Here is a 23467-nt window from a genome sequence, read left to right as displayed (position 1 = left end):
TTGCGAATCAGCGAGATTACCGGACGACGGTGACCGAAACCGGCGAGCGCCTGACGACGGTTTCGGCGACGCTCCCGAGGAGCAACCTCGCCAGTCCGTCCCGACCGCTCGAACCCATCACGACGTGGTCGGAATCGTGCTCCTCGACGTACTCGACTATCGACTGCGACGGCTTCCCGCCAGTGCTTTCGGTCTCGATGACCCGGTCGTGGTCGGCGGCAATCGACGACGCCGAGTCGAGGGTCTGTTCGATGTGTTCCTCGAACCCCTCGTTCCAGACCGAGGCTTCGTCGCTTTCGTCGCCCGATTCGAGCTGTTCGACTGTCGGGTGAACGACGTACAGCGCGGTCACGGAGGTGTCGGGAAACTGCGTCAGCGCGTGTTCGAGCGCGCGACGGGACTGGGAAGAGGCGTCGTAGGGAACGAGCACCGAATCGACGGCAGCGCCATCTGCTCTGACGACAGTCACCGGAACCGGTGACCGCCGAACGACTGTCTCGGCGACGCTTCCCAGCAGGAGCCGCGCGGCCCCGTCCCGGCCGTGACTGCCCATCACGATCTGGTCGACGTCGTTTTCCTCGACGTATTCGAGAATCTCGTGAATCGGTCTGCCGTACGAGACGTCTCGCTCGACGTCGTCCGGGTCTCGGTCGATCTGTGCATCGTCGATGAGTGCGGTGATGGTGTCCGACAGACTCTCCCGCACGTTTTCGACCACCTCCTCGGAGTAGTTTGCGGCGTACCCGCCTGCACCAGTGTACTCAGCGAAGGGTTCGACCGACCGGAAGACCGTCACCGTCGCATCGGGAAACGTTTCGAGTGTGTACACGAGTGCATCGTCTGACTGTTCGGACCCGTCGTGGGGGACCAGTACGTGGCGAACCATGTGAGCGCGGATACACGGGCCGAACATATATTTCCTGTCAGCCTCGACAGCGCAGGCGTCGGTCGTAATCTACAGAACGGGCGAGCACATTTGGTGCTCGCGACCCAAGTGTGGATATGCACGTCGCCGTACTGGGCGCCGGATACGCGGGCGTCTCGCTCGTCCAGCAACTCGAATCCTCCCTGCCCGACGAGACCGAGCTCACGCTCGTCGACGAACGCGACATCCACCTCGTCCAGCATCTGCTCCACCGACTGATTCGCAAGCCACACCTCGAAGAGCGGATTACCATCCCTATCGACGATCTGCTCACGCGAGCGCAGTTCCGGCAGGCCCGCGTGACAGGTGTCGACCCCGACGCGGGCCGTGTCGAGTTGTCCGACGGGGAGCTATCCTACGACGTCGGTGCCGTCTGTCTGGGCGCACAGACTGCGTTCTACGGGCTCCCGGGCGTCACCGAGCACGCGACGCCGCTGAAGCGCGTCGAGCACGCTCGACAGATCCGAACGGGGTTCGAGGCAGTCCAGACGGAGGGCGGCCGCGCTGTCGTCTGCGGCGCCGGACTCTCGGGGATTCAGGTCGCCGGTGAACTCGCTGAACTCGCCCGGGAGGCCGAAACGAACCCCTCGGTCGTACTGCTCGAACAGAAAAGCGACATCGCGCCGTCGTTTCCTGCGCAGTTTCAGGACGCTGTTCGCGAGGAACTCCTCGACCGAGGCGTCGAGATCAGAACTGATACGAGCGTCTCGGGCGCAGACGAAGCGGCGCTCGAACTCGGCGCTGACCGACTCGCGTACGACCAGCTAATCTGGACCGGCGGGCTGACAGGGCAGGACGCACTCGGTGACAGACCGCAGGTTCGCGCGACGCTCAGGTACGGCGACCGGACGTTCGCCGTCGGTGATGCGGCCCGCGTCATCGACGCGGACGGGAACCAAACGCCTGCGACCGCACAGACAGCCGTGCGGCAGGCGTCTGTCGCGGCGACGAACATCGAACGGCTGTCTCGTCATCAGGAGAAAAGCGAGGGGTTCGAGCCACAGTTGAAGCGCTATCGGTACAGGCCGCTCGGATGGCTCGTCAGCGTCGGGGATGGGTCCGTCGCGCAGGTCGGCCCCAGCGTCGTCCGCGGCCGGGCGGCCGAAGCGCTCAAGACCACCGTCGGGGCGGGCTATCTCACGAGCGTCGGTGCCGTCAGAGACGCCGCCCAGTACGTCCGCGGCGAGTTTTCGGGGAGTGACTGACCAGTCGCGGCCGGGGCTGGCGAGCCACCGCGAACGCCGGTAGCGTCACCATTATTATCGAGATGACAGTACCGGAGTGTATGTTTGGAACCAGCGGCATCCGCGGCTCGGTCGGTGAGGAGGTGACCGGACAGGTCGCGCTGTCTGTCGGCCGCGCGCTCGGCATCGAAACCGACCGCGTCGTCGTCGGCCGTGACGCCCGCGAGAGTGGGCACGCTTTGACCGACGCGTTCGCGGCTGGACTGTGTGAATCCGGCGTCGACGTGGTCGACGTCGGGCGCGCCGCGACACCGACGGTCGCACGCGGCGTCGCCTGGACCGACGCCGACGCTGGCGTCGTCATCACGGCCTCGCACAACCCACCGACCGACAACGGGATCAAACTCTGGCAGCCGAGCGGCCAGGCCTTCGACGCTCCCCGCCGAGAGCGGATCACCGAACGCGTCCGGAGCGGCGAAACGGCACTCGCTGACTGGGACGAGATGGGAACCCGAACGCGGGACTCGCTGTCCGACCGCCACCGCCGGGAACTCGTCGAGAGCGTCACGCTCTCGGAACCGCTGGAGGTGGTCGTCGACGTGGGCAATGGCGTCGGAGGGGTCACCGCCGACGCGCTCGACGAACTCGGCTGTCACGTCCAGACGCTGAACGCCCAGCAGGACGGCTCCTTCCCCGGACGGCCGAGCGAACCGACAGCCGAGAACTGTGAGTCGCTCTCGACGCTCGTCGCCGAGACGGACGCCGACCTCGGAATCGCACACGACGGCGACGCAGACCGGATGCGCGCTGTCGCCGCCGACGGCACCTTCCTCTCGGGGGACGTGCTGCTCGCTATCTTCGCTCGCGCAACCGCAGGCGAGGGCGACGCCGTCGCGATGCCGGTCGACACGAGTCTCGCGGTTGCTGACGCACTCGCAGAACGGGGAATCGAAGCTACGTACACCCCCGTCGGCGACGTCTACGTCGCGGCAGCGGCGAGTGATCCGGGCGTCGCCTTCGGCGGCGAACCGAGCGGCGCGTGGATCTGGCCCGAGGAGACGCTGTGTCCCGACGGGCCACTCGCGGCCTGCAAACTGGCCGAACTCACCGCATCGGAACCACTCGCGGACCGGGCGGCCACAGTAGCGGCGTATCCCATCGTCCGGGACAGCGTCAGCGTCTCCGAAAAAACCGCCGTCATGGACCGCGTGCGGGAACTGGTCAGCGAGCGATACGACGACTTCTCGACGCTCGATGGCGTCCGCGTCGAGCGCGACGACGCCTGGTTCCTGCTGCGCGCGAGCGGCACCGAACCGCTCGTGCGCGTCACAGCGGAGGCGCGCGAGCGGTCGCGCGCACAGCAGGTCTTCGAGGAAGCGACCAACCTGCTCGATGAAGGGATTTGAGAGCGCAGACACGTTCGAGGCTGACGCGGTGCTAGTCGATCAGCACACGCAGAACAGAGGTAATCAACCGGAATAGACGTTACCCACGGCGGGTCGAGCGGGCTTTTCTGACGTCCGCACCGTCGCGAATCTTGTCCTCACACTGTGGACAGACTCTCGGTTTTTCGACGCCGTTCGGTGTGAATACACGTGCGTAGTCGGCGGTTACGAAGGCACCGCAGTTCTGACATTCCGGCATACAAGTTCATCTCATGTACTGACCCATCTTAATCTTTGGTGATATTACTCGGCTGTCAGGTTCTGGGGTCCGTCAGAGCGAACTCGTCAGCGAGCCGGTTTCGTCGAGTTCGAGCGTGCCGTCGAACAGGTCACGGAACTCGTCGACGACCGCGTCGTCGTGAACGCCAGCGGCGAGATGAAAGAGCCCGACTGCGTCGTATTCATCGAGCAGTTCGAGAATCTCCGCGATGGCGTCGCGGGTCTGTTCGTGGTCGGCGTAGTAGATCATCTCCGTGACCGAATCGAGACTCACGCGGCGCTTTCCGTCGGACTGGCTGAGAAATCGCTCGGTCTCGGCGATCAGGTCCGCGAAGTTGTCGGGTGCGGAGAGATACCGAACCTGGTCGCTCTGTCTGCGGGTGTATCCCCGCTCGACGGAGATTGCATCGAGGATGGTCGCCTTCTGTTCGTCGACCTCGTAGTGTTCGAGTTTCTGTCTGACCTCTCGTGCAGTCGTCCGCGTCGAGATGACCAGCAGGTGGTCGGTGTCGGTCTTCAGAAACTGGGTGTCGATGCGGTCAGTCTCGACGGTGCTCGGATGGACGAGCAAGAGTCCAGTCCCACCGGAAACGGTCTCCGGCGCATTTTCGATAGCGAGCGTATACTCCATGTGGGTGATGAGCGGCCCATGTCGCTTAAGCGTGCGGCTTTCAGGTCCGTCCCCCCCTGTGGTCACCGTTCGAGAATTTCCTCAGTACGTACGCCCTCGAATTCGAGCAACTCCACGAATTCATCCCCGTCGAGGACAGTCACGTCGAGTTCGCTCGCTCTCGTGCGGGCGGCATCAGTGAGAGACCCCGTCGTGACGAGCGCCGCTTCGTCGGCACCGTTGCTGCTTTCGCGCGCCGTCGCACAGCGGTCGATCCGCGTCGAACCGACCGCCTCATCGCCGGGAATAGCCCAGATCAGAAGTTTCTCGTCGGGATTCTCGCGCGTGGCGACGATATCGTACACGGCCGCCGCCGTCGTAAACACCGTCGTCAGCCACCCGCGGGCCTCCCAGACTCTCGCGACGAACTCGACGAACTCGTCTTCGTCGAGCGCACGGAGCGTCGAGAGTGACAGATCCGTCGGTTGCGTGCCCTCAGCGCCCTCGGCAGCGTTCCCCAGTTGGGTACTGGCACTCGTCTCGTCGGGAGACGGCGAGCGACCGGAACTCGCTGCAGTCGCCCCGCCCGCCTCCACTGTCGCCGTCGTGTCCGTCTGGTATGTCCCGTCTGCGGTAGTCTCTTTCTCCGGGCGGTCTCGAATCCGGTCCAGAACTGACCGCTCCGCGTCGTCCGGGTCTGGTCCCGGCGCTGCGTCGCTTGCGTTCAGATCTGACTCACTCGACTCCGCCTTCGACGCGTCCGCCTCTGACCCCTGCTCTGTGACTCGTTCCGACGCTGGTTCCATCCCGGCAGTGTCAGTCAATCGCTGGTCGACCGTTTCGAGTGCGCGTTCGAGTTCGTCGACGCGGTCGGGGCGTACCTCGCTCGCGAGTTCGTGCGCACGACGATACTGCTCGCGAGCGCGCTCGTACACCCGCGTCGCCTGCTCCGGTCGTCCCGCCGCGGCCAGGTCGTCGCCGGAATCGAGCCAGGACTGCCCCGCCCGAGCGTGGTCCTCGATGGCGTCGTCCGCGACGGCGGTCGTCTGCTCTCGGATCCGCGCTCTGTCGACGACGAACGACCGGGTGTCCTGTCCCCAGTCGAGGCCGAGCATGTCCCGGTATCCGTCGAGCGCTTCCGTCCAGAGCTGTGCGGCAGTTTCGGGGTCGTCGGTCTGGTCGGCCCGCCGCCGTGCCGTATTGGCGTCGACTCGGGGCCACACCCGCAAAAGCTCACGTTCGGACAGCGCCCGTCTGAGTCCACGTGCGAGGGACTCTCCGTCCGCATCCAGGTCACTGCCCGCATCAGAACCCGTCGCGTCGCGCACTGTCGCCCCCCGGATGGTATCGATCGCCTCCTCGTAGGCTGTCACGGCCGTCTCGTAAGCCGTCGCCGCCTGCTCGTATTCGCTGTCGCGCCAGTGGTGTCGCGCGTTCGCGTGTTGGGATCTGGCGCGCCGGGCCTGTATCACCCGCTCCAGGCGCTCGATCTCCGGGCGCAGTTCCTCTGCCCTGTCTCCGATCTCTGCGCCCGCGCGTTCACCGAGCGCCTCGGCGCGGTCCACAGCGTGCTCGATGATATCTCCTGTACCAGCAAGTGTCGCTGCAGCGGTTCCGTGCTCGCCCACGTCGAGGTGACTCGTCGCAGCCTCGATGTTCGTCTCGGCATCGGTGAGCAGGCGAGTCACGTTCGCCCAGGTCTGGATCGCTCTATCGGCGTACTCGACCACTGTGGAGACATCCCCCTTGAAGGGGAACTCCCACCGGCCCCCGTCGAGCATCTCGACGACCAGTGACTGCGTTCGGAATCCGGCGTCCTCCGCGCGCGCCTCGACGGCGTCGACGTACGGGAGTGATTCGTGTTCGTCGCCGTCGGGTGCCCCCGCGACTACCAGCAAGCGGACATCCGTACAGAGTGCCAGCGCGCGATATCCGTCTCCGGGTTCGATGGCTCGCGTGCCCGCAGCATCGGTGAGACTGAGTCCGGACTGCTTGTTCCACAAGAGATATCTCGGCTCCTCCCCGTCACGGAGATACGTTTCGAGCGGTCGGTCCGCGAGATACTGGCGATTGAGCAACCCGCTCGAACCCGTCTTCGAGAGAATATCGTGGTTCGCGTCTCCGTTCGTGAAATCAATTGCGTCTGGCATCCCCCATATCCCCGTTTGCTCCGAGTTCGCACCCGGTGACAGTAAAGACTTCGCCGATCTGTTGGTCGAATGGCGTCTCCAACGTGAACGCGCGGGCCAAGCGCTTAAGCGCCCGTCGTGTCTACAGGTTGGTGTGTATCGCGCCAGCGACGAGCGAAACAACCAACAGTGGCTCGCTGACCTGGATGCAGCAGCCGACCGTCTCGGTCTCGGAGCGACGGCGCGGACGCGCGCACAGGACGTGTTTCTCTCGACGGTTCCGGCCTCAGAGCGGTCGAAACAGGCCGCGCTCGCTGCCTCGCTGTACGTCGGTGCGCTAGTCGCGGGTGAGCAGCGCTCACAGGGTGCCGTGGCAGATGCTGTCGGCGTCTCACGGCTCTCCGTACAGCAACGGTGGAAGGATCAGCTAGAGGCTGCTGGGCTGCAACCGCCCGACTGGTAACTCGGTCCTGACACCTACTCGCGTCGAGGTTGTCGTCCGTCGCGGTCAGGCGTCAACTGTCCGTGTTCGTCTATCTCGCCGCGGACAATCCGCGTCGAGGAGATCTTCTCGCCGTCCGCGGCGAGGACGTGGTCGACGACCTCGATCTCGAGGGAGTCTCGTCCAGCTTCCCGACGGATCTCGTTGATGCGTTTGCCGCCAGTTTCGGTCTCCGGGGAGACGACGAGTGCGTCGAACTGCGGTTCGGTCGCGATCCCTGTCGGCTCGGTCAGTTTTCGGATCGTGTACTCCCGACCGGCGGCCGCGGCGTACTCGGCAAGTTCTGCGGCAAGTTCCTCGCGGCGGGTCGCGTAGGAACGGATCGCACGGTCCTCCTGTCGGGTTTTCGGCGCGAGTTCGTCGCTCGTGAGACCGACGGTCACATCCCCCAGTTCGAATGCACGCTCGAACAATTTGCGATGCCCATCGTGAATGGGATCGAACGTGCCCCCGAGCGCTACCTGCATACTCCACATCTGGATGTATTCATGTTTAGTGGCTTCGACTTGGCCAGAGACGTGTTCTGATTTCAGAACGTCAGAGAGAGTGACAGCGCCGTTAGCTCCCCGACTCGTCCGTGGCTCCGCTCTCGCTCTCTTCGGTGACGGTGATTGTCACAGATTCGGTGTCTGGTTCACTGGCACTGCCGAGCTGACAGTCCAGATTGAACACGGCGTTGAGTTGACTCTGGACATCGTCGACGGCATCCGACACCAGATCGCTTGGCGAGATCGCGCTGTACTCGTAGGGGTTGTTCCCCGCGCCGTCGCTCTCGCGCTTGCGGCGCGTGACCGTCCCTTCCGCGTGAAGCTGTGCGAGCGCTTCTCTGACGGTACTCGGATACAACCCCGTCTCGTCTGCGACCTCCTCGCTCGTGCTGTCCGGGTGCTGTCGCAGTGCGATATAAATTCGAGCTCGCGTCTCCGTATCGAGGATCCAGGACAGCAAGTCGACGATGCTCTCGTCGAACTGTTCGATGGCCCTGTCTGCCTCCTGTTCCAGCCGATCCCGGACGTCGCCTGTCGAGTCCTCGGAGTCGAGAGGCGCTGGCTCGTCGTTAGATGGATCGTCTGCAGACATACGTTGTTTCTAGAAGGACGAAAGCGACTGCCTATTATAAACCCTTGCCTCTCCGTGCAGGGGGCGCCCGCCCCCGTTTTAATCCCCTCATATATCCGGTGTCGTGTTACGGTATCTCCGTTCGTGCGACTGGGCCAGTTTCCCCGTCGACCGTGACGGTCACGACGACTTCATCGCCCTCGGGATCGACTCTCACGTACAGTGAATTTATTGCGCCCACGTCTGCGGTGGAGATTTCGCCGCCAGCCTCGACAGATTGCACCGCGACTCGCTCGGCCTCGAACTCCTTGACGAGATCGACGCGGACGCGTCGTTGCTCCTCGTTGTAGGAGAACTCGAACGCGCCGTCGGGGACTGCATTCTCGACTTCCGGCGGCGTCTCACCGAACTGGTCGTCGTCAGACCCGTCACCGCTTTCGGAGAACTCGATGTCGAGCACGTCCGTGCTGTAGGTTCCCGAAACAGACACACGCTGGCTGTCGAACTCGATCTCACGGTCGTCGCTTTCCGTCCCGAGCCGCGCGTCCAGCCGGTCCCGTTTTTCCCCGTCGAGGTCGGAATCCCGCAACGCGAAGTCGGCCGTCATCTCGTCGTCGTCGACAGCGAAGGTCACAGACGAACAGCAGTCGTCCTGCTGTGTGACGAGTTCGGCCCCGGGCCGGTTCCCCACGTCCCCGAAGTAGAAGTCCGCGAGATTCGCCGGGCCCGTCCATCCGACCACGAAGTGACCCGCCCCGGCCGTCTCCACCAGCCACTCGAATACGGCCAGATTGTCGGTGGCACGCCCGTGGTCACCGCGCTCTGTGTCGATCACTGTCCGAAGTGCATCGCGAGTTCGGCCGACGAGAACTGCATCCTCGCTCACCGCGATGATCGCATCGGTATCTCCCGTCGTTGGCTGGTAGATTGTGAAATCGCGGTGCTCGTCGACGACCTCGAAGGACATCTGACCGAACGCGTCTTCGGTACCGGATTTGAGCCGTTCGTCGGCGCGCTGTGTGTCGATATCACCCGTTCCGACGACGACGTCGTTCGCCACGAAGAGTTCGTCCGTACCCTGTGTCGGCCGCTCGGGATCGACGAGATACCCCAGTCCCGAGGCCGCGATGCTCAACACGGCCCCACCCATGACCCGCCCACCGACCTCCAGTGGAACCGTGAGACAGAGGTCGTCGGTCTCGTCCAGCCCGGAGACAGTCGGAACGAACTCCGCGTCGTCGCTCTGTCCCGTCGAGGGGAACATCAAGGGAAGCAGCTGGCTCGCCTCCTCCGACTCCGTCGAGATAGCGAAATCGGCGTATGCCGTGAGCAACCCGTCGTCTGCTGTCGGGATCCAGTCGGTGTAGGACCGCTTCTCGTCCGTTCCGAGACAGCCAGCGAGTGCCGTGGCTGTCGCCGCTGCGCTCAACTGGAGGAACCGTCGGCGTTCGAGCGGGGGCATGGCTGGTCTTCGATCCCGGGTAATCGCCGCTCGCTGTTTTGGTCTTCGATCGACACAGGCTGAAAGGCACGTCTCTCGAAGGAAGTGCTATCCCTCACAGTTGGCCGACAGTATCACACGTCGGGGGACTCGTCGTCCAGACGCGACTCCGGAGGTGCTTGCCGCCGGAAGAACGCGTAGGCTGTCACTGCGATCAGGACGATACCGGCCGCGAGTTTGGTTCGTGAGCGCATACGTTTAGTTCCGGGCGGTAGATGCCTAAATCGGCATCCACCGTTTCTGGCTCAGAAACACCCTGCGGTCGCTGACGCCAGCGTTTCTCTGCCGGAAACGCTCGCCCCGTCTCTTTTATCGGGACGAACGGTTGGGATCGATAATGAGCAGTTCAGACGGGACTCACGGGATGGCGCAGTCGCTCGGGAACGCCCTCGGCATCGTCACGGAGCGACAGACCTACTCGAACCTGCTGTATCTGGGTCTCGCGTTCCCGCTCGGGGTGGTGTATCAGAGTCTGGTCGTGTTCGGACTGGTCGCTGGCATTCTCCTCAGCGTCGTGCTGGTCGGAATTGGCATCCTGTTCGTGACGCTGCTTGGGGTCAGGGCAATCGCGGGCTTCGAGCGCAGACTGGCGAACAGGCTGCTCGGGACCGAGATAGCCGACCCGGACGACCTACAAACTGACCGGGCGGGGGTGTTCGGGACGGTCAAACTGTATCTCAAAGCCGCCTCGACCTGGCGGTCGGTCGGCTTTCTCATGGTGAAGTTCTGGGTCGGCGTCGTCGCGTTCGTGTTGCTCACGTTCACGCTCGGCATCGCGGTGGAGTTGCTGACAGCGCCGCTCGGTGCCGACGTCGTCGAAATCTCCATCAACTCGGACGAAGTCACCTTCGACACGGTTCCGGCGTACGTCGCGATGCCACTCGGTGCGGTGCTCGCCGTCGGTTCCCTGCACGTCAGCAACGCCTTCGCCTACGTGAACGCCCAGATCGCGGAGGGGCTGTTGAGCTAATCTTTTGCTGTGGATCCCGGAGAGGCTGTTGGGCTAGTCGTGTTCCCGACTGGAACGGAGCGACACAGACAACGAGACGTGGAACGGGTCTGAGCGTCAGAACTGACTGATAAACCCGAGTGCAAACTGCCAGAGTGAAGTCGCCTGGTCACCGAGGAAGCGGTCGTCAATTTCGCCGTCGCGGTTCTGATCCTCCGGGATCCAGATGCGACTGGTTTCGTCGGAGCCGGTGTCCGATCCGATCCGGTCGCCTGCATCGTCCGAATCAGCGTCGTTGCAGGGCGAATCCGCACCGACGACGCAGATCCCAGCGTCGGCAGACGTCTCGTCATCGCCGGTGAACCGGTCGTCGATTTCGCCGTCGCGGTTCTGATCCTCTGGGATCCAGATCTGACCACTCCCGTCCGAATCGTTCGATCCGATCCGCTCTGACCCTTTGTCTGATCTGTGGTCAGTATCATCTCCGATCCGCTCTGTGCCGTTGTCGGACGCGTCGTTACAGGGAGAATCCGCGCCGACGACGCAGACCCCCACGTCGGCGCCGTCGTCTGTCGTGTTGTCCGGTTGGTCGTCAGATATCGCAGTTCCGCTTTCGATCGCTGCCGCACCGCCGACGGCCACGAGCATCACTGCGAGGGCCGCCAGGAGGGCGAGTACAGTTCGTTGCATTACATCAAGGTCTACAAACCCACCCACAAAAAGGGCAAAACAGAGTCAAATGGTGATTTGAGTCGAGGGCGTGGTAAACATCGTGAAAGAACCGACTGGAGAGCGTTCTAACGGCTGTTCGCTACGTATCACGGAAACCGCGTTCAGTTCCCCTCGATGGCGTCGATAACCATCGCGGCAGCGAGGACTGGCTCTTTCGGCACGGTTTCCGTATCAGTTAGCTCGATCTCGTAGCGGTCTTTCATCGAGAGTTCCCCCGAGATTGTACCGACGTGACCGCCGTCAGCGTCCGTGATCTCGTACTTGTGTGGGATCAGATTCCCGAGCAGACCGGTTCGGACGAGCCCGACAAACTTTCGGGAAGTGATCTCGGCAATAAGCGCGTCCGTCTCGGCGTCGCGAATCTTCCACGTGATCCCCTTGACCTGCTCGAGCAGGGAATAGTCGTGCTCCAGAACGACGAGCGCCTCGCCGGACTGAGATTCAGAGAGGACGTACTCACCCTCGTAGTCTCTGATCTGCTGAGCCTGGACCGTGAACACTTCCTCACCGTCGGCGTTGAGAAATGGGAAGCGTTCCTTCAGCGTGAACGTCTCCTGTTTCCCCCTGAGAACGGTGTTCCCGTCGGCGTCGAGGGCCTCGTATTTGTTCCGGACCAGGTTCTGTTCGACGGTGTAGCGATCATCTGAGAGGTCGATGTTCGGGATATCGTGTGTCATCGGTCAGTTCCGTGGGTTCAGTGGTCGAACGGTCGTCAGAGTGCGGGGACGGCACCGCATGACTCACGCAGGAGTAGCAAGAGCAGAGTGAAGAACCCGAAGCCAGCGTTTCGCCCAGTGAAACACGCGGTCTGCCAGCGACGTCAGTAGTCGGTGAGCGAGCGCTGTCCGCACCCCAGTTCGTCATCGTCGCCGCCGGTCGAACTCGACACACTCTCGCTCGCATGATCCTGATCGGGTGCGGGAGACTGCTCCCCCTCGAAGGCGGTGAGCGCAGGCTGGTCGTCGCCGTCAGAGAGCTTCGAGAGACGAACGCCAAGCTTTCGGACCCGGTCGCCCGCAAATTCCGCAAAGAGGTCGAGTGCAACCTCCTCGACGAGGTCGGCGTCGGAGACCGGTCCCGGGAGCGACCGGGCGCGGGTCTGCACCTCGAAGGGCGGCGAAACGACCTTCACCCCGATGGTCTGATAGAGCAGTTCCTTACGGTTTGCGCGGTCAGCAACCGCGCTCGCGAGTTCGCGGATTCGCACTCGCTGTCGCTGCTCGTCCCGCGTCGTCTCCGAGAAGGCGGACTCCCGGGAGAGGCTCTTTGGCTGACCCATCGGCTCGACCTGTCGGTCGTCGTCGCCCCGTGCGTAGCGGTGGATCTGAACGCCGCGTTCCCCGAACCGGTCGTCGAGGTTCGCCGGGTCTGCACGAGCGAGGTCGCCAGCCGTCTCGATACCCAACTCCGCCAACTCGCGAGCGGTCACCGGGCCGACGCCGTGGACGTCCTCGACGGGGAGGTCAGCAAAGAACGACCGAACGTCTCCGGGTTCGACCACGACGTGTCCGTCGGGCTTCTCGCGGTCGCTCGCGACCTTCGCCGCGCTCATCGTCGGCGCGACGCCGACGCTCGCAATCACGCCGACCGACTCCTCGATCGCAGTCCGGATCTGACCCGTGTACGCGCGAACGTCTTCGCCCCAGGAACACCGGTCGGTCAGGTCGAGATACGCCTCGTCGATGCTCACCTCGCGGACGGTGTCTGCCCGCTCGTGCAGTATCTCTCTGATAGCCGCTGCGACCGACTCGTAGTACTCCATATCGACGGGGCGATAGAATCCTGCTTCCTCGACGGACAGGGAGTCGTCGTTTGCCGCGTCGATCTTTCGGGGTAGTTCCGTCAGTGCGGTAGAGATGGCCTGTGCGCTCTCGACACCGAACTCGCGTGCCTCGTAGCTCGCGGTTGCGACAGCACCATCGCTGCCTCCAGGTTCATAGCCCATGCCGACGACGACTGGCTCGCCGCGAAGTGCTGGCTCTCGGAGTCGCTCACAGGCCGCGTAAAAGCAGTCCATATCGACGTGCGCGATCACCTGCTCGTCGCGCGTGACGCCCGGTAATCGCCCGGAGTGACCCATCTCTCTCCCGTACGCGCCCAGAAAACTAAAAACATATGCGCCCGTCGTCTGGTGTCGTTCAGCTATCAGTTCGGATCGGGTTGTAGTTCCCGCTCACGTCCCACTCGTGGAGACAGTGCGGTGTGCCCGTCGGTGGGTCGTCGTCGCCGTCGGAGTCGGCCACGACCCAGGTCTGTTTGGTGGCGTTCCATACCTCCTCGCGCCCGCAGCGCTCGCACGACCGCTCTGTGGGCGGATCGATAGTGACCATAGTACACTGTGACGCGGCAATCGTCTTGAATTGTGCGGGTGCGCCGTATCGTCTGACCAGCTCTATTCGATTGCGTACTTTTAACCGCTCTCAGTCCGCAATAGTGGTACTATGAGCAACACGAGCCGCGACCAGCGGATCCACGAACTCGAAGTGACCGTCTGGGTCGGGAAAAACGGTATCGACGCCGTCAGCGACGAACTGTCGGATCAGTTGCAGGAACGTGAGTTCGTGAAGGTGAAGTTTCTGCGGGCGGCCCGCGGCGGAACCGATACGGAGACGCTGGCAGCAGAACTCGCTGATCTTGTCGGCGCGACTGTCGTCAGAACACGTGGCCACACGGCCGTGATGGAGCGATGAGCGTGGCTGGCGCGGTCGGTTCCGCCGTCGTCGCCCAGACTGGTCCGGTCGCCGAGTTCCTCGAAGATCTCGGGCTCAGCGCGGACTACTCGGGCGTTACCGCGTCGATCGTGATGTTCGTGGCCGCGTTCGTCCTCGTCTACCTGATCGGAAAAGTCGTCGTCAGGCCGCTGTTCAACCGAGTGCTGAACGCCCGCGGGCTGGACGAACACGCGAAAAAGCCGCTCCAGAAGATCGTCTCCTTCGTGGTCATCTTCGTCGCCATCGCCGTCGCTTTCGGCATGGCCGGGTTCGGCAGCTTTCTGACTGCACTCGCGACCATCGCCGCAGCGGCCACACTTGCAATCGGCTTTGCCCTCCAGGACGTGATCAGAAACTTCGTCGCCGGGATCTTCATCTTCACCGACAAGCCATTTCGTATTGGTGACTGGATCGAGTGGGGCGACAACGCTGGCGTCGTCGAGGACATCAGCCTCCGTGTCACCCGCGTCCGCACCTTCGACAACGAACTGCTGACCGTGCCGAACGGCCAGTTGATGGCCGACGTGATCAAGAACCCGGTCGATGCAGACAGGCTTCGACTGAAGTTCGTCTTCGGAATCGGCTACGACGACGACATCGAGAAGGCAACCGAGATCATCATCGAAGAGGCCGAAAATCACGAGGGGATCCTCTCGGACCCAGCGCCCTCGGTTCGACTCGTCGAACTCGGTGACTCCTCGGTCGGTCTCCAGTCGCGCATCTGGATCGCCGACCCGAGCCGTGCCGACTTCGTGAAAACGCGCGGTGAGTACGTCACGCGCGTCAAGGAGCGCTTCGACGAGGAGGATATCAACATCCCCTATCCGAACCGCACGATCGGCGGCGGTCTCGAACTCCAGTCGGTCGACGGACTCGTCGAACCGACCGACTAACTCGGATACTGTCAGCTGTACGTACGAATATTCGCCACCTCGGATGATGACGTATTTTCGACATGGAACAGCCGACAGTATGAACGGAGGTGTTTTTCTGCTGGGACTCGATTGCTGACCATGGAGAAACAGACGTGGTCCCGACCGCAAACGAAAGCGACAGAGTGTGCCCGGACAGTCCCAACGAGAGCGATCTGACGATGGAGCCACACGACGACCAGCCGATCCTGTCGGGCGGTACTGATCTGGACAGCGCGACCGCTGGTGGCGTGCTGGTACACGGGCGGGGAGCGACTGCCCGGAGTATCCTCCAGATGGGCGAGCAAGTCCACGCGGAGGGGATGGCCTACCTCGCACCGCAGGCCGCACGGAACACGTGGTATCCAAACTCGTTTCTCTCCTCGATCGACTCGAACGAACCCGGACTCTCGTCGGGGCTAGCGAAAGTCGAAACTGCGGTCGACCGACTCCGAGATGCGGGAATCTCCCGCGAGCGAATCCTGCTCTGTGGCTTCTCGCAGGGGGCCTGTCTCGCCAGCGAATTTCTCGCGCGCAACGCCGACCGCTACGGCGGGTTGGTCGCCTTCAGCGGCGGCGTCATCGGCCCAGACGGGACGCCGCGCGACTACGACGGGTCACTCGACGGAACACCAGTATTCATCGGCTGTAGCGACGCCGACCCGCACATCCCGCTCGAACGCGTCGAGGAGACTGCACGCGTCTTCGAGGACCTCGACGGCGACGTGGACAAGCGCATCTACGAGGGGATGGGCCACACTGTCAACGACGACGAACTCGACTATCTGCGCGAGTTGGTCACGTCGCTCGTCAGTGAATAGTTCGGGACCGAAAACGAAAAAGCGAGTCGGCGTCGTCCTTAGTTTCCGTACCGGTTGCGCATGTCGAGCGTGTCGTTGACGGTATCGAGTAGCACTTCGTCGGGGTCGTGTCCGGCCGCCCAGAACATGATCGGGTGGCCGTTCTCCCGTGCGTACTCGGCTTTGGTTGCAATTGACTCCTCGTCGTCGTAGCTGATCAACTCGTCGCCATCGAACAGATACGGGACTTTGGCCTCGTCGTCCCAGTAGCGTTCGTGGTCTGTCAAGCCCTGGCCAATCAGGTCGTCGATCTCGTTGAACGACATCGGAGTCCCAGACCCTGATGCGGGCTGGAACAGCCCGTTGTTGTCGCTGCTCTGGACGCCCTGGAACACCCGGCCGTAGAAAGCAAGCCCCATCACGACCTGACTGCGGTCCCAGCCCTGATCGAGCATGTACGTCAGCGACTTGTGGATCGATCCGTCGCGGCCCGCAGGGACGTTCGGATTCGTGTACAGCGGGGAGTTGTGGTTCGTGTTGTCGACAAAGACTGGCGAGTTGTAGTCGTAGGTCATCATCTTCGCGTAATCGAGGTGCTCGCTGAGTTCGTCGTGTTCGAGCGGTTCGAGCATCTCGATGGTGCCGTTGAGCGCCGCCGTGAGCAGATACTCTGTGTCGTCTTCGGCGGCCGCCTCGTCGAACTGGCGACGACACTCTGCGACGAGTTTCGTGAAGTTCTGCACATCGTCCGGCGGCGAGTACAGTCCGTCCGGGCCGAAATCACCGGGGAACTCCCAGTCGAGGTCGACGCCATCGATGTTGTTTTCGCGCATGATCTCGACACACTGGCTGGCGAATCGCTCGCGACTCGCCGGGTCTTCAGCAGTCTGTGGGAACCCATCGGAGTTGTTCCAGCCACCGATTGACAGGATAACCTTCGAGTTCGGCTCGGAGCTAAGACCCCACGGCGGATTGACGGTACCGTCATTGCTCACCGACGCGAAGGTTCGAATGTCGTGGGTCACCTTCTCGTTGTTGACGTTCCCGCTGCCAGCGTAGCCCATCACCGGGTGTTCGTCCCAGTCGGGCGTGTCTTTCCCCTCTTCGACTGTGACTGTCGTCGATGCGGAATCAGTCTCACCGTCTGCTCCAGACACTGTAAGAAGTACCTCGTATGTTCCCACTTCCTCGAACGAGGTAGTCGTTTCGACACCCGTGAGTTCCCTGTCACCGACAGTCCAGGTGTAGGTGTCGATGTCGCCGGTGGAGTTGCTGGCGTCCAGCGTGACCTGTTTACCGACTTCGATCTCTGTCGCATTCACGTCGACGACAGCATCTACGTCGTCCTCCGGTGGCTGTGGCTCTGAATCAGACTCACACGAGTCAATTTCCTTCCATGGGCCCCACTGGCTCGCGCCGGGTTCGTCGTCCTGTGTCCACCAGGACGCTTCCCACAGCGAGTCATCGAAGACGGCCCTGTCGCCACCGGTGTAGGTCTTCCCAGAGTCCCACTGACTGATGTCTGCACAGGGGTTGCCGTCCCTACCCTCGTCAGAGTCGCCGTCGTTGTTCCCGTCACAGGAGCCGACTTCCTCCCACGGTCCCCACTGACTCGCACCTGGCTCGTCGCCGCGTGTCCACCACGAAGCCTCGTAGAGTGTACCGTCGTAGACGACCTGATCCCCACCAGTGTAGGTTGCGCTCGCCGCCCAGTCGGACTGATCGCTACAGTCTGTGGCACTTGACAGCCCCGATACGCCTGTGATGCCTGCTATACCTGCTACCGATTTGAGTAGGTTTCTGCGTTTCATTCGTACCCCGGCACCCCACAGGGACGCGATCCCCACACCGCGACCCGTCCACAGTGCCTACCTTGTGAGTATCAATCAAGAGTATTAATTATTGGGGTCTGACAGAGCGATGCGTCTCTGGTGAACGCTACTCAGCCCAGTCGATGTCCGGCGCGCGGTAGAAGTTGATGTCCTGAGTCGCCCAACGTGGGCCCTGTGTTGCGAGTCGGTCGCTGAACTCGTCCCAGTCTCGCGACGCGGCCGACCAGCCACGCTCGGCAAGTGCCGGAAGGCGCGGGAACAGCATGAACTCCACGTCGTCCATCGTCTCCATCGTCTCTGACCACAGCGCCGACTCGACGCCCATTACCGCATCCTCCTCGACGCCATCGGCGTAGGTTCCCGGGTCCCAGTCGTACGCGTCCTGTACGGAGACAGTCCCAGCCCAGTCGAGCCCCAGTTCGGTGTCTTCGTCGTATTTCAGGTCGAAGTACGTGTGGCTCGCTGGCGAGAGGATCAACTCGTTGCCGTTCTCGACTGCTCCGACGACGTCTGTCCCCTCCCCGTCGGGGCCGGGTGCCCAGTACTGGCCGATAGTCTCTGTCGGGGGTTCTGCCTTGAGGATTTCGTGCCAGCCGACCGGCCGTTTTCCGGTCTGCTGAACCTTCGGGAGCGCGCGGTCGATAAACCGGTTGTACTCATCGGAGTCGAGAGGATCGGCCTCATCCCCACCCAGATGCAAATACGGTCCGGGAGTGAGTTCGGCGAGTTCGGCAAAGACATCCTCGATGAAGTCGTAGGTGATGTCCTTGTCGACGGCGAGTGAACTGATCCCGACCTCGATATCGGTGTGTTCCTCCGCGGCCTCGCCGTCGGGGTTGAGTTCGGCATAGGAGACGAGCGCCGCGTTCGTGTGTCCGGGCATATCGATCTCCGGAACGACCGTCACGAACCGGTCGTGTGCGTACTCGACGATATCGGTGTACTCCTCCTGTGTGTAGTAGCCCCCCTCACCGCCGCCGACTTCCGTGTTCGCGCCCAGTTCTGTCAGTTTCGGCCAGCTTTCGATCTCGATGCGCCAGCCCTGGTCGTCGGTCAAATGGAGATGGAAGTGATTGATCTTGTACTGGACGAGATAGTCGATGAACTGCTTGAGATCTGCTGCCTCGAAGAAGTGCCGGACGACATCGAAGTGAGCGCCGCGGTAGGCAAATCGCGGTGAATCGCTGATCTCCCCGCCGGGAATCGTCCACGCTTCATCCACCTGTGAGTTACTCTCGATTGCCGCGGGGAGCACCTGCCGGAGTGACTGCACCCCCCAGAATAGCCCGACCGGTTCGTTCGCTCGAACGACGACACCGCCCTCGTCGACAGTGAGTGCGTAGCCTTCCTCGCCGAGTGACTCGGATGTCCCCGACAGCAACAGCGAAATGCTGTCTGCAGCGGGTTCCGCTCCGTGTTTCACAGTCAGGTCGTAGCCAGTTGCAGGCCCAAGGAGGTCAGCAAGATATGCTGCCACGTCCGCCGCGGCGTCCCCGTCAGCCACGATCGCTGTCTCGGACGTGAGTTCGTACTCCGACGGATGTGTGGTCACGTCGACGGGCTTTGGAATCACGTCCCCGAGCGACCGCTCTGTTGTCCCCTCAGTAACACCGTAGTCATCTGTCTCAGATGCCATGGCCAACCGTTCCGAGTGGTGGAGTATAAATGCAAGGGCCCGATTATCACGCCTGTGTCTTGCGAATGTCGACAGCCCAAAACAATCAACGTGGGTAGAATTTTACCCGACTGCCCGGCTGTCCGTTCACCAGGAAGCGAACATCGGAGGAGTTATACGTGCGTCTCGCATCTGTGTATTCGTAATGGCAGAAGGTACGGTTGATTTCTTCAACGACACAGGCGGTTACGGATTCATCGAGACAGAGGATGCGGACGAGGACGTGTTCTTCCACATGGAAGACGTCGGCGGCCCGGATCTGGAAGAAGGTACAGAGATCGAATTTGACATCGAATCGGCTCCGAAGGGCCCCCGCGCGACGAACGTCGTCCGCAACTAACGGTTCCTGATACTGCCGGCTGTAAGTACGGAAGAATTCGCCACCGGTATGGCGAATATTTCCGTAATGTTACAGTCGACAGTATGACCGTCTTGTCGTGAGACGAGACGGGAGACCCGATTTTACTACCCTACTATTTCGAGAGTGACGTCACCAAGAGAGCCGTCATACTGTCGGCTGTACGTGCGTAAAAATATTCCCCACGCCGGTGGCGAAGTATTTTCGAGATGGTACAGCCGACAGTATCAGTTCCGTCGTATCGGGCGAGCGGACTCCGCAGTCTCGGCGAAGGTAAACGACCAGACGAACACACCGAGGGCAGTGACTCCGATCATGGTGACGGCAAGGCGAACGTTCGGATTGTCCGCGACGATCCCGGACCCGGGAAAGAGAAAGGAAAGAAACAGATAACCCAGCGCAGCGACCCCCGTGATCAGGGAGAGACTGAGAAGCCAGAATCGGACGAAGGGGTTCATCGGTCGCTGTTCACCCGCCGTGAGTAAATCGTTTGTCCTATCGACAGGTCCCGAAGGGCGCTGAACAGGTGAATCACCATGTTTCGATACAGTCGGTTCGGATATCTTCGACACAGCCCTGACAGTCGGGGTGGTCGGCATCGAAACAGGACGGGCGAAGGTCGCTGTCGAGTTCGACCGTGCGCTGTTCCGCGTGACGGCGACAGACGATACGGGCTTTGCCCTCCTGTGTCGGCAGGTCGAGTCCCTCGATGCGCCCGTCGTCGAAGGCCTGACGCGCCTCCGCGTACTGACGGCCCGCGCCGCGGAGTTTCGTCCGGAGCAAGCGCGATATCCGGTCCCCGTCGCTCATACCCTCCCTTTGGGTGGGACTCACAAATGTCCATCGTCCACGTCACTAACACAGAGTCAAGGCCAAGACAAACCACAGCGTCGCCTCGCCATCCCGGAGCGACCACTTTCACCCCGCTTGCGGAGGTTTTTATACGATAGAGAACCAATCGGCGTATGTCTCCCACCGAAAACCACGCGGAGACAGTGAGAACCCGATGACAGAGACAGATTTGCGTACACACGCAGTAGAGATACACGAACAGTTTTCAGACCGTCTCGACGTGTCGGTCGACGAGATAGAGGAGCGACTCCGAACGCTCACCGAAGAGTACAAAGTGCCAACGAGCGAGGCACGCCGGAGCGTCGTGAACACCTACCTCGACGAGGCCGACATGGACCGGGACGAGATTGGCGGTGGCGGGAACGACCGCGTCGAAATCGCCGACATCGACAGCCCCGAGGAGTGGGTCGACCTGACGGCCAAGGTCGTCGATCTCTGGGACGCCCAGAGCGACGCGGTGGCGCAGGTCGGTCTGCTCGGTGACGAGACGGGCACGATAAAGTTCACCAAGTGGTCGAAATCCGATCTGCAAGATCTGACAGAGGGGCAGGTCTACGACCTCCGAAACGTCGTCACCGACGAGTACCAGGGCCGGTTTTCGGTCAAACTCAACCGGACGACGACAATCGAAGAACTCGACGAGGATATCGAGGTCGGCGAAGACGCGGCCGAAATCGAGGGCGCACTCGTCGACATCCAGTCCGGGTCCGGACTGATCAAGCGCTGTCCCGAAGAGGACTGCACGCGCGTCCTGCAGAACGGGCGTTGTTCCGAACACGGCGAAGTCGAAGGCGAATTCGACCTGCGAATCAAGGGCGTCATCGACGACGGCAACGAAGTCCACGAGGTCATCTTCGACCGCGAAACCACAGAGGAAGTGACGGGCATCACGCTGGAGAAGGCCCAGGAGATGGCGATGGACGCACTCGACACGTCTGTCGTGGCCGACGAGATGCGCGAGAAGACGCTCGGGCGGTACTACCACGTCGTCGGGCCGACCTTCGGTCGGTACGTCCTCGCGGACGAGGTGACCCAACAGACTGAGCCAGCCGATCCTGAAGCAACCCTCATCAAAGCGAGGTCGATCTAGATGGCGAGTACACCGACCCGAGAAGTCGCGCGGCGCGTGTTCGCCCGCGAGTTCAACGACGCGACCTACACGTTCAAAGAAAGCGACGACGAGCGCGCGCCCAACTTCGCACTCCTGCCGACGGGAGCGAAGGCAAACCGGGTGTTCATCGTCGGGACGCTCACCGAAACCGAAGATGTCGGTGAGGACTCCGAGTACTGGCAGGGCCGGGTCGTCGACCCGAACGGCGACACCTACTACACCTACGCCGGGCAGTACCAGCCGGACGCGGCGTCGATGTTGCGCGAACTCGAACCGCCGGAGTACGTTGCGGTCGTCGGCAAGCCCCGGACCTACGAGACCGACGAGGGCGACGTGAACGTCTCCGTTCGGCCGGAATCGATCTCGGCGGTCGACGAGGCGACGCGCGACCGCTGGGTCGTCGAAACCGCGGAACGAACCATCGAGCGAATCAAGGCCTTCAACGCGGATAGCCCCGACGAGTACGTCTCACTCGCGAAGGAGACCTACGACCTGCCGGTCGAGAACTACCGGCGGGCGGCCGTCGAGGCACTCGAAACGCTCGAATCGCCGGAAGCGAGCGCCGACTAGCCCACCGGGGCGCGTTTTTTCGGGACCGGGGCCAACCCCCACTGACAGACACGCGTCTGACAAACGGTTAAATACGATGAGAACACAGTATGGAAAACGATGGGCAACAAGAACAAGACGATCTCCTTTCGCGTAAGCCAGGAGAAGTTCGAAACCCTGCGCGACATCGCGGAGGAGCGAGACATCTCGCTTTCGGCCGTCTTTCGGGATTACGTCGACATGTTGGTTGCCCACGACGGACAGATCGAGGTCGTTCCCGAACACGAGATCAGCGAATCGACCGAAACCAGCAGTACGGAGAGTTTCCCGCCGAAAGTCGAGGTGCCAAAGAGCTTCGTCCGCGAACACGAGCGACTGGAACTGGAAGCCGAACACCTGCGCGAACAGCTCGAAGAACACAAACGCTACGTGACGAAACTCCGGCAGGAACTCGACGAGGTCGACCAGGAGGACGTCGTCCAGCTAGAAGATCTAGATGGTGAGGAGGAGGAAGAATCGCCGTACCGGATCGGCGGCGAGTTCGACGACAGTACGTTCTAACCCTTATCTGACGAGATTTTCCCGAAGCTGTCGAAGCTGACTCGATTGTTCGGCTTGACCGTCGACATCCGCGAGTTGCCCGGCCGCCTCGAGGGTTCGAACGGAGCTATCCAGAAAAGAGAGGATATCGCCCGGATAGGCATAGAGGAGATAGTCGTCGCCCATCACGTCGACGATGGCGTCCGGGCCGAGTCCCTGTTCGCGAAGTTCGAGCAGATAGCGGACGAACTTCCGCTCGGGACAGCCACAGTGTGGGCTGGCCTCGCAGTCACAGTCCAGAAAGTCCTCGGCGAAATCGAGTACGCGATCACGCGTCGCGTCGTCGAGTTTGGACAGGCCCTCCCCCTGATAGAGGATGTCCATCGTCGCGCCGCTGAAGGCGCTCTTCGGGAACGACGTCTCCATCTGGGAGACGAGTTGTCGGTGGTTCTTGAGGTAGATCTTGTCGGTGATCGCCACTGCTATCGGATCTAGACTCGGCGGCCGCAAAAAGAGCGCGGTTCGGCGGGGCGTCGCGGTAGCAGATGGCACGGCACGCGGAGAGTCGTAACGTATATTTGTCCAACTGGGCTACCTTGGGATGCGTGTCCGGGCTGGGGTAGTGGTATCCTTTGGCCTTGTGGTGGCCAAGACGTGGGTTCAATTCCCGCGCCCGGACCTTCTTCCGACGTCATCGCGAACGACGTGAGCGATGGCTCAGAAGAAGACCTTCTTCCGACGAACGGACGTGAGGAGCAGAAGGTGTGACTGGAATTGAACCCTGCCAGTGGCAGCCCGCGCAACCGAGCGAAGTGAGGTGAGCAGGAACCTCTGGCACTGGTTCACATTCCCGCGCCCGGACCTTCTGGCCGT

Annotated in this window: 27 protein-coding genes and 1 tRNA gene; 12 read left to right on the top strand and 16 right to left on the bottom strand. The window is 62.2% G+C overall.

Annotated elements, in window-relative coordinates; genetic code table 11:
* Positions 1–16: 16 nt before the first annotated feature.
* Positions 17–886 (bottom strand): universal stress protein, encoded by an 870-nt coding sequence (locus ACMGFL_RS05085; RefSeq protein ID WP_436934451.1) that lies wholly within the window; start codon positions 884–886, stop codon positions 17–19.
* A 116-nt stretch (positions 887–1002) separates the two neighbouring features.
* On the opposite strand from ACMGFL_RS05085, the gene ACMGFL_RS05080 reads away from it, so the two are divergent.
* Entirely contained in the window at positions 1003–2130 is a 1128-nt protein-coding gene (locus ACMGFL_RS05080; protein WP_436934450.1) for an NAD(P)/FAD-dependent oxidoreductase, read from the top strand.
* An 80-nt stretch (positions 2131–2210) separates the two neighbouring features.
* Positions 2211–3515, top strand: coding sequence for a phosphoglucosamine mutase (gene glmM / locus ACMGFL_RS05075; RefSeq protein ID WP_436934449.1), 1305 nt, complete (start codon positions 2211–2213; stop codon positions 3513–3515).
* A gap of 79 nt (positions 3516–3594) precedes the next feature.
* Here glmM and ACMGFL_RS05070 read toward each other — a convergent pair whose 3' ends face one another.
* The 3 genes from ACMGFL_RS05070 to ACMGFL_RS05060 form a co-directional block, all read right to left on the bottom strand.
* Positions 3595–3753 (bottom strand): DUF7563 family protein, encoded by a 159-nt coding sequence (locus tag ACMGFL_RS05070; protein ID WP_436934448.1) that lies wholly within the window; start codon positions 3751–3753, stop codon positions 3595–3597.
* Between the two features lie 72 nt (positions 3754–3825).
* Positions 3826–4404, bottom strand: a complete 579-nt coding sequence (locus tag ACMGFL_RS05065; protein WP_436934447.1) for a DUF7090 family protein — start codon at positions 4402–4404, stop codon at positions 3826–3828.
* Positions 4405–4466: 62 nt separating this feature from the next.
* Positions 4467–6533, bottom strand: a complete 2067-nt coding sequence (locus ACMGFL_RS05060; protein ID WP_436934446.1) for a restriction endonuclease — start codon at positions 6531–6533, stop codon at positions 4467–4469.
* Positions 6534–6666: 133 nt separating this feature from the next.
* Between ACMGFL_RS05060 and ACMGFL_RS05055 the strand changes: the two genes are divergently transcribed.
* Complete coding sequence (locus ACMGFL_RS05055; RefSeq protein ID WP_436934445.1) at positions 6667–6975, top strand: transcription initiation factor IIB family protein; 309 nt, start codon at positions 6667–6669, stop codon at positions 6973–6975.
* A 14-nt stretch (positions 6976–6989) separates the two neighbouring features.
* On the opposite strand, the gene ACMGFL_RS05050 is transcribed toward ACMGFL_RS05055, so the two are convergent.
* The 3 genes from ACMGFL_RS05050 to ACMGFL_RS05040 form a co-directional block, all read right to left on the bottom strand.
* The gene (locus ACMGFL_RS05050) at positions 6990–7481 is read right to left on the bottom strand and encodes a phosphopantetheine adenylyltransferase (RefSeq protein WP_436934444.1); all 492 of its coding nucleotides are present in this window, start codon (positions 7479–7481) and stop codon (positions 6990–6992) included.
* 91 nt (positions 7482–7572) lie between these two features.
* A complete protein-coding gene (locus ACMGFL_RS05045) occupies positions 7573–8094 on the bottom strand; it encodes a helix-turn-helix domain-containing protein (protein ID WP_436934443.1) in 522 nt (173 codons plus the stop codon).
* Positions 8095–8200: 106 nt separating this feature from the next.
* Positions 8201–9535: a hypothetical protein gene (locus tag ACMGFL_RS05040; protein WP_436934442.1), complete on the bottom strand. Its 1335-nt coding sequence runs from the start codon at positions 9533–9535 to the stop codon at positions 8201–8203.
* 376 nt (positions 9536–9911) lie between these two features.
* Here ACMGFL_RS05040 and ACMGFL_RS05035 point away from each other — a divergent pair, with 376 nt between their 5' ends.
* The gene (locus tag ACMGFL_RS05035; RefSeq protein WP_436934441.1) at positions 9912–10544 is read left to right on the top strand and encodes a sensor domain-containing protein; all 633 of its coding nucleotides are present in this window, start codon (positions 9912–9914) and stop codon (positions 10542–10544) included.
* 96 nt (positions 10545–10640) lie between these two features.
* On the opposite strand, the gene ACMGFL_RS05030 is transcribed toward ACMGFL_RS05035, so the two are convergent.
* The 4 genes from ACMGFL_RS05030 to ACMGFL_RS05015 all read right to left on the bottom strand — a co-directional run bounded on the left by ACMGFL_RS05030 (position 10641) and on the right by ACMGFL_RS05015 (position 13585).
* The gene (locus tag ACMGFL_RS05030; RefSeq protein ID WP_436934440.1) at positions 10641–11213 is read right to left on the bottom strand and encodes a hypothetical protein; all 573 of its coding nucleotides are present in this window, start codon (positions 11211–11213) and stop codon (positions 10641–10643) included.
* A gap of 143 nt (positions 11214–11356) precedes the next feature.
* A complete protein-coding gene (locus ACMGFL_RS05025; RefSeq protein WP_436934439.1) occupies positions 11357–11932 on the bottom strand; it encodes an LURP-one-related family protein in 576 nt (191 codons plus the stop codon).
* Positions 11933–12075: 143 nt separating this feature from the next.
* On the bottom strand, positions 12076–13335 hold the full coding sequence (gene dinB / locus ACMGFL_RS05020; protein ID WP_436934438.1) for a DNA polymerase IV: 1260 nt from the start codon (positions 13333–13335) through the stop codon (positions 12076–12078).
* Positions 13336–13393: 58 nt separating this feature from the next.
* A complete protein-coding gene (locus tag ACMGFL_RS05015; RefSeq protein ID WP_436934437.1) occupies positions 13394–13585 on the bottom strand; it encodes an HEWD family protein in 192 nt (63 codons plus the stop codon).
* Between the two features lie 111 nt (positions 13586–13696).
* Between ACMGFL_RS05015 and ACMGFL_RS05010 the strand changes: the two genes are divergently transcribed.
* The 3 genes from ACMGFL_RS05010 to ACMGFL_RS05000 all read left to right on the top strand — a co-directional run bounded on the left by ACMGFL_RS05010 (position 13697) and on the right by ACMGFL_RS05000 (position 15698).
* Positions 13697–13945, top strand: a complete 249-nt coding sequence (locus tag ACMGFL_RS05010) for a YhbY family RNA-binding protein (RefSeq protein WP_436934436.1) — start codon at positions 13697–13699, stop codon at positions 13943–13945.
* Positions 13942–14859 carry a mechanosensitive ion channel family protein gene (locus ACMGFL_RS05005; protein ID WP_436934435.1) on the top strand — a complete coding sequence of 306 codons (918 nt, stop codon included), beginning with the start codon at positions 13942–13944 and terminating at the stop codon, positions 14857–14859. The genes ACMGFL_RS05010 and ACMGFL_RS05005 overlap by 4 nt, the downstream gene beginning before the upstream one ends.
* A gap of 200 nt (positions 14860–15059) precedes the next feature.
* Positions 15060–15698, top strand: a complete 639-nt coding sequence (locus tag ACMGFL_RS05000) for an alpha/beta hydrolase (protein ID WP_436936420.1) — start codon at positions 15060–15062, stop codon at positions 15696–15698.
* Positions 15699–15736: 38 nt separating this feature from the next.
* Here the strand turns inward: ACMGFL_RS05000 and ACMGFL_RS04995 are convergent, their stop codons facing one another.
* Both ACMGFL_RS04995 and ACMGFL_RS04990 read right to left on the bottom strand, forming a co-directional pair.
* Positions 15737–17488 carry a glycosyl hydrolase family 18 protein gene (locus ACMGFL_RS04995; protein WP_436934434.1) on the bottom strand — a complete coding sequence of 584 codons (1752 nt, stop codon included), beginning with the start codon at positions 17486–17488 and terminating at the stop codon, positions 15737–15739.
* A gap of 127 nt (positions 17489–17615) precedes the next feature.
* Positions 17616–19145, bottom strand: coding sequence for a beta-N-acetylhexosaminidase (locus ACMGFL_RS04990; protein WP_436934433.1), 1530 nt, complete (start codon positions 19143–19145; stop codon positions 17616–17618).
* A gap of 184 nt (positions 19146–19329) precedes the next feature.
* Here ACMGFL_RS04990 and ACMGFL_RS04985 point away from each other — a divergent pair, with 184 nt between their 5' ends.
* Positions 19330–19524, top strand: coding sequence for a cold-shock protein (locus tag ACMGFL_RS04985; protein WP_436934432.1), 195 nt, complete (start codon positions 19330–19332; stop codon positions 19522–19524).
* 245 nt (positions 19525–19769) lie between these two features.
* Here ACMGFL_RS04985 and ACMGFL_RS04980 read toward each other — a convergent pair whose 3' ends face one another.
* Together ACMGFL_RS04980 and ACMGFL_RS04975 are read right to left on the bottom strand one after the other, a co-directional pair.
* Complete coding sequence (locus ACMGFL_RS04980) at positions 19770–20000, bottom strand: hypothetical protein (RefSeq protein ID WP_436934431.1); 231 nt, start codon at positions 19998–20000, stop codon at positions 19770–19772.
* A gap of 73 nt (positions 20001–20073) precedes the next feature.
* Entirely contained in the window at positions 20074–20352 is a 279-nt protein-coding gene (locus ACMGFL_RS04975) for a DUF7091 family protein (protein WP_436934430.1), read from the bottom strand.
* Positions 20353–20548: 196 nt separating this feature from the next.
* On the opposite strand from ACMGFL_RS04975, the gene ACMGFL_RS04970 reads away from it, so the two are divergent.
* The 3 genes from ACMGFL_RS04970 (at position 20549) to ACMGFL_RS04960 (ending at position 22615) form a co-directional block, all read left to right on the top strand.
* Positions 20549–21484, top strand: coding sequence for a replication factor A (locus ACMGFL_RS04970; protein ID WP_436934429.1), 936 nt, complete (start codon positions 20549–20551; stop codon positions 21482–21484).
* The gene (locus ACMGFL_RS04965) at positions 21485–22075 is read left to right on the top strand and encodes an RPA family protein (RefSeq protein WP_436934428.1); all 591 of its coding nucleotides are present in this window, start codon (positions 21485–21487) and stop codon (positions 22073–22075) included.
* A 99-nt stretch (positions 22076–22174) separates the two neighbouring features.
* Positions 22175–22615 (top strand): DUF8146 domain-containing protein, encoded by a 441-nt coding sequence (locus tag ACMGFL_RS04960; RefSeq protein ID WP_436934427.1) that lies wholly within the window; start codon positions 22175–22177, stop codon positions 22613–22615.
* A 3-nt stretch (positions 22616–22618) separates the two neighbouring features.
* On the opposite strand, the gene ACMGFL_RS04955 is transcribed toward ACMGFL_RS04960, so the two are convergent.
* Positions 22619–23074: a DUF5814 domain-containing protein gene (locus ACMGFL_RS04955; RefSeq protein ID WP_436936419.1), complete on the bottom strand. Its 456-nt coding sequence runs from the start codon at positions 23072–23074 to the stop codon at positions 22619–22621.
* A 128-nt stretch (positions 23075–23202) separates the two neighbouring features.
* Between ACMGFL_RS04955 and ACMGFL_RS04950 the strand changes: the two genes are divergently transcribed.
* Positions 23203–23273 (top strand) — tRNA-His (locus ACMGFL_RS04950).
* The last annotated feature ends 194 nt before the right edge of the window (positions 23274–23467 follow it).

It is taken from the genome of Halovenus marina (assembly GCF_051414115.1).
Classification (GTDB): domain Archaea; phylum Halobacteriota; class Halobacteria; order Halobacteriales; family Haloarculaceae; genus Halovenus; species Halovenus marina.
Note: the sequence above shows the minus strand (reverse complement) of the source record. Positions and strands in the feature narration are given on the sequence as shown.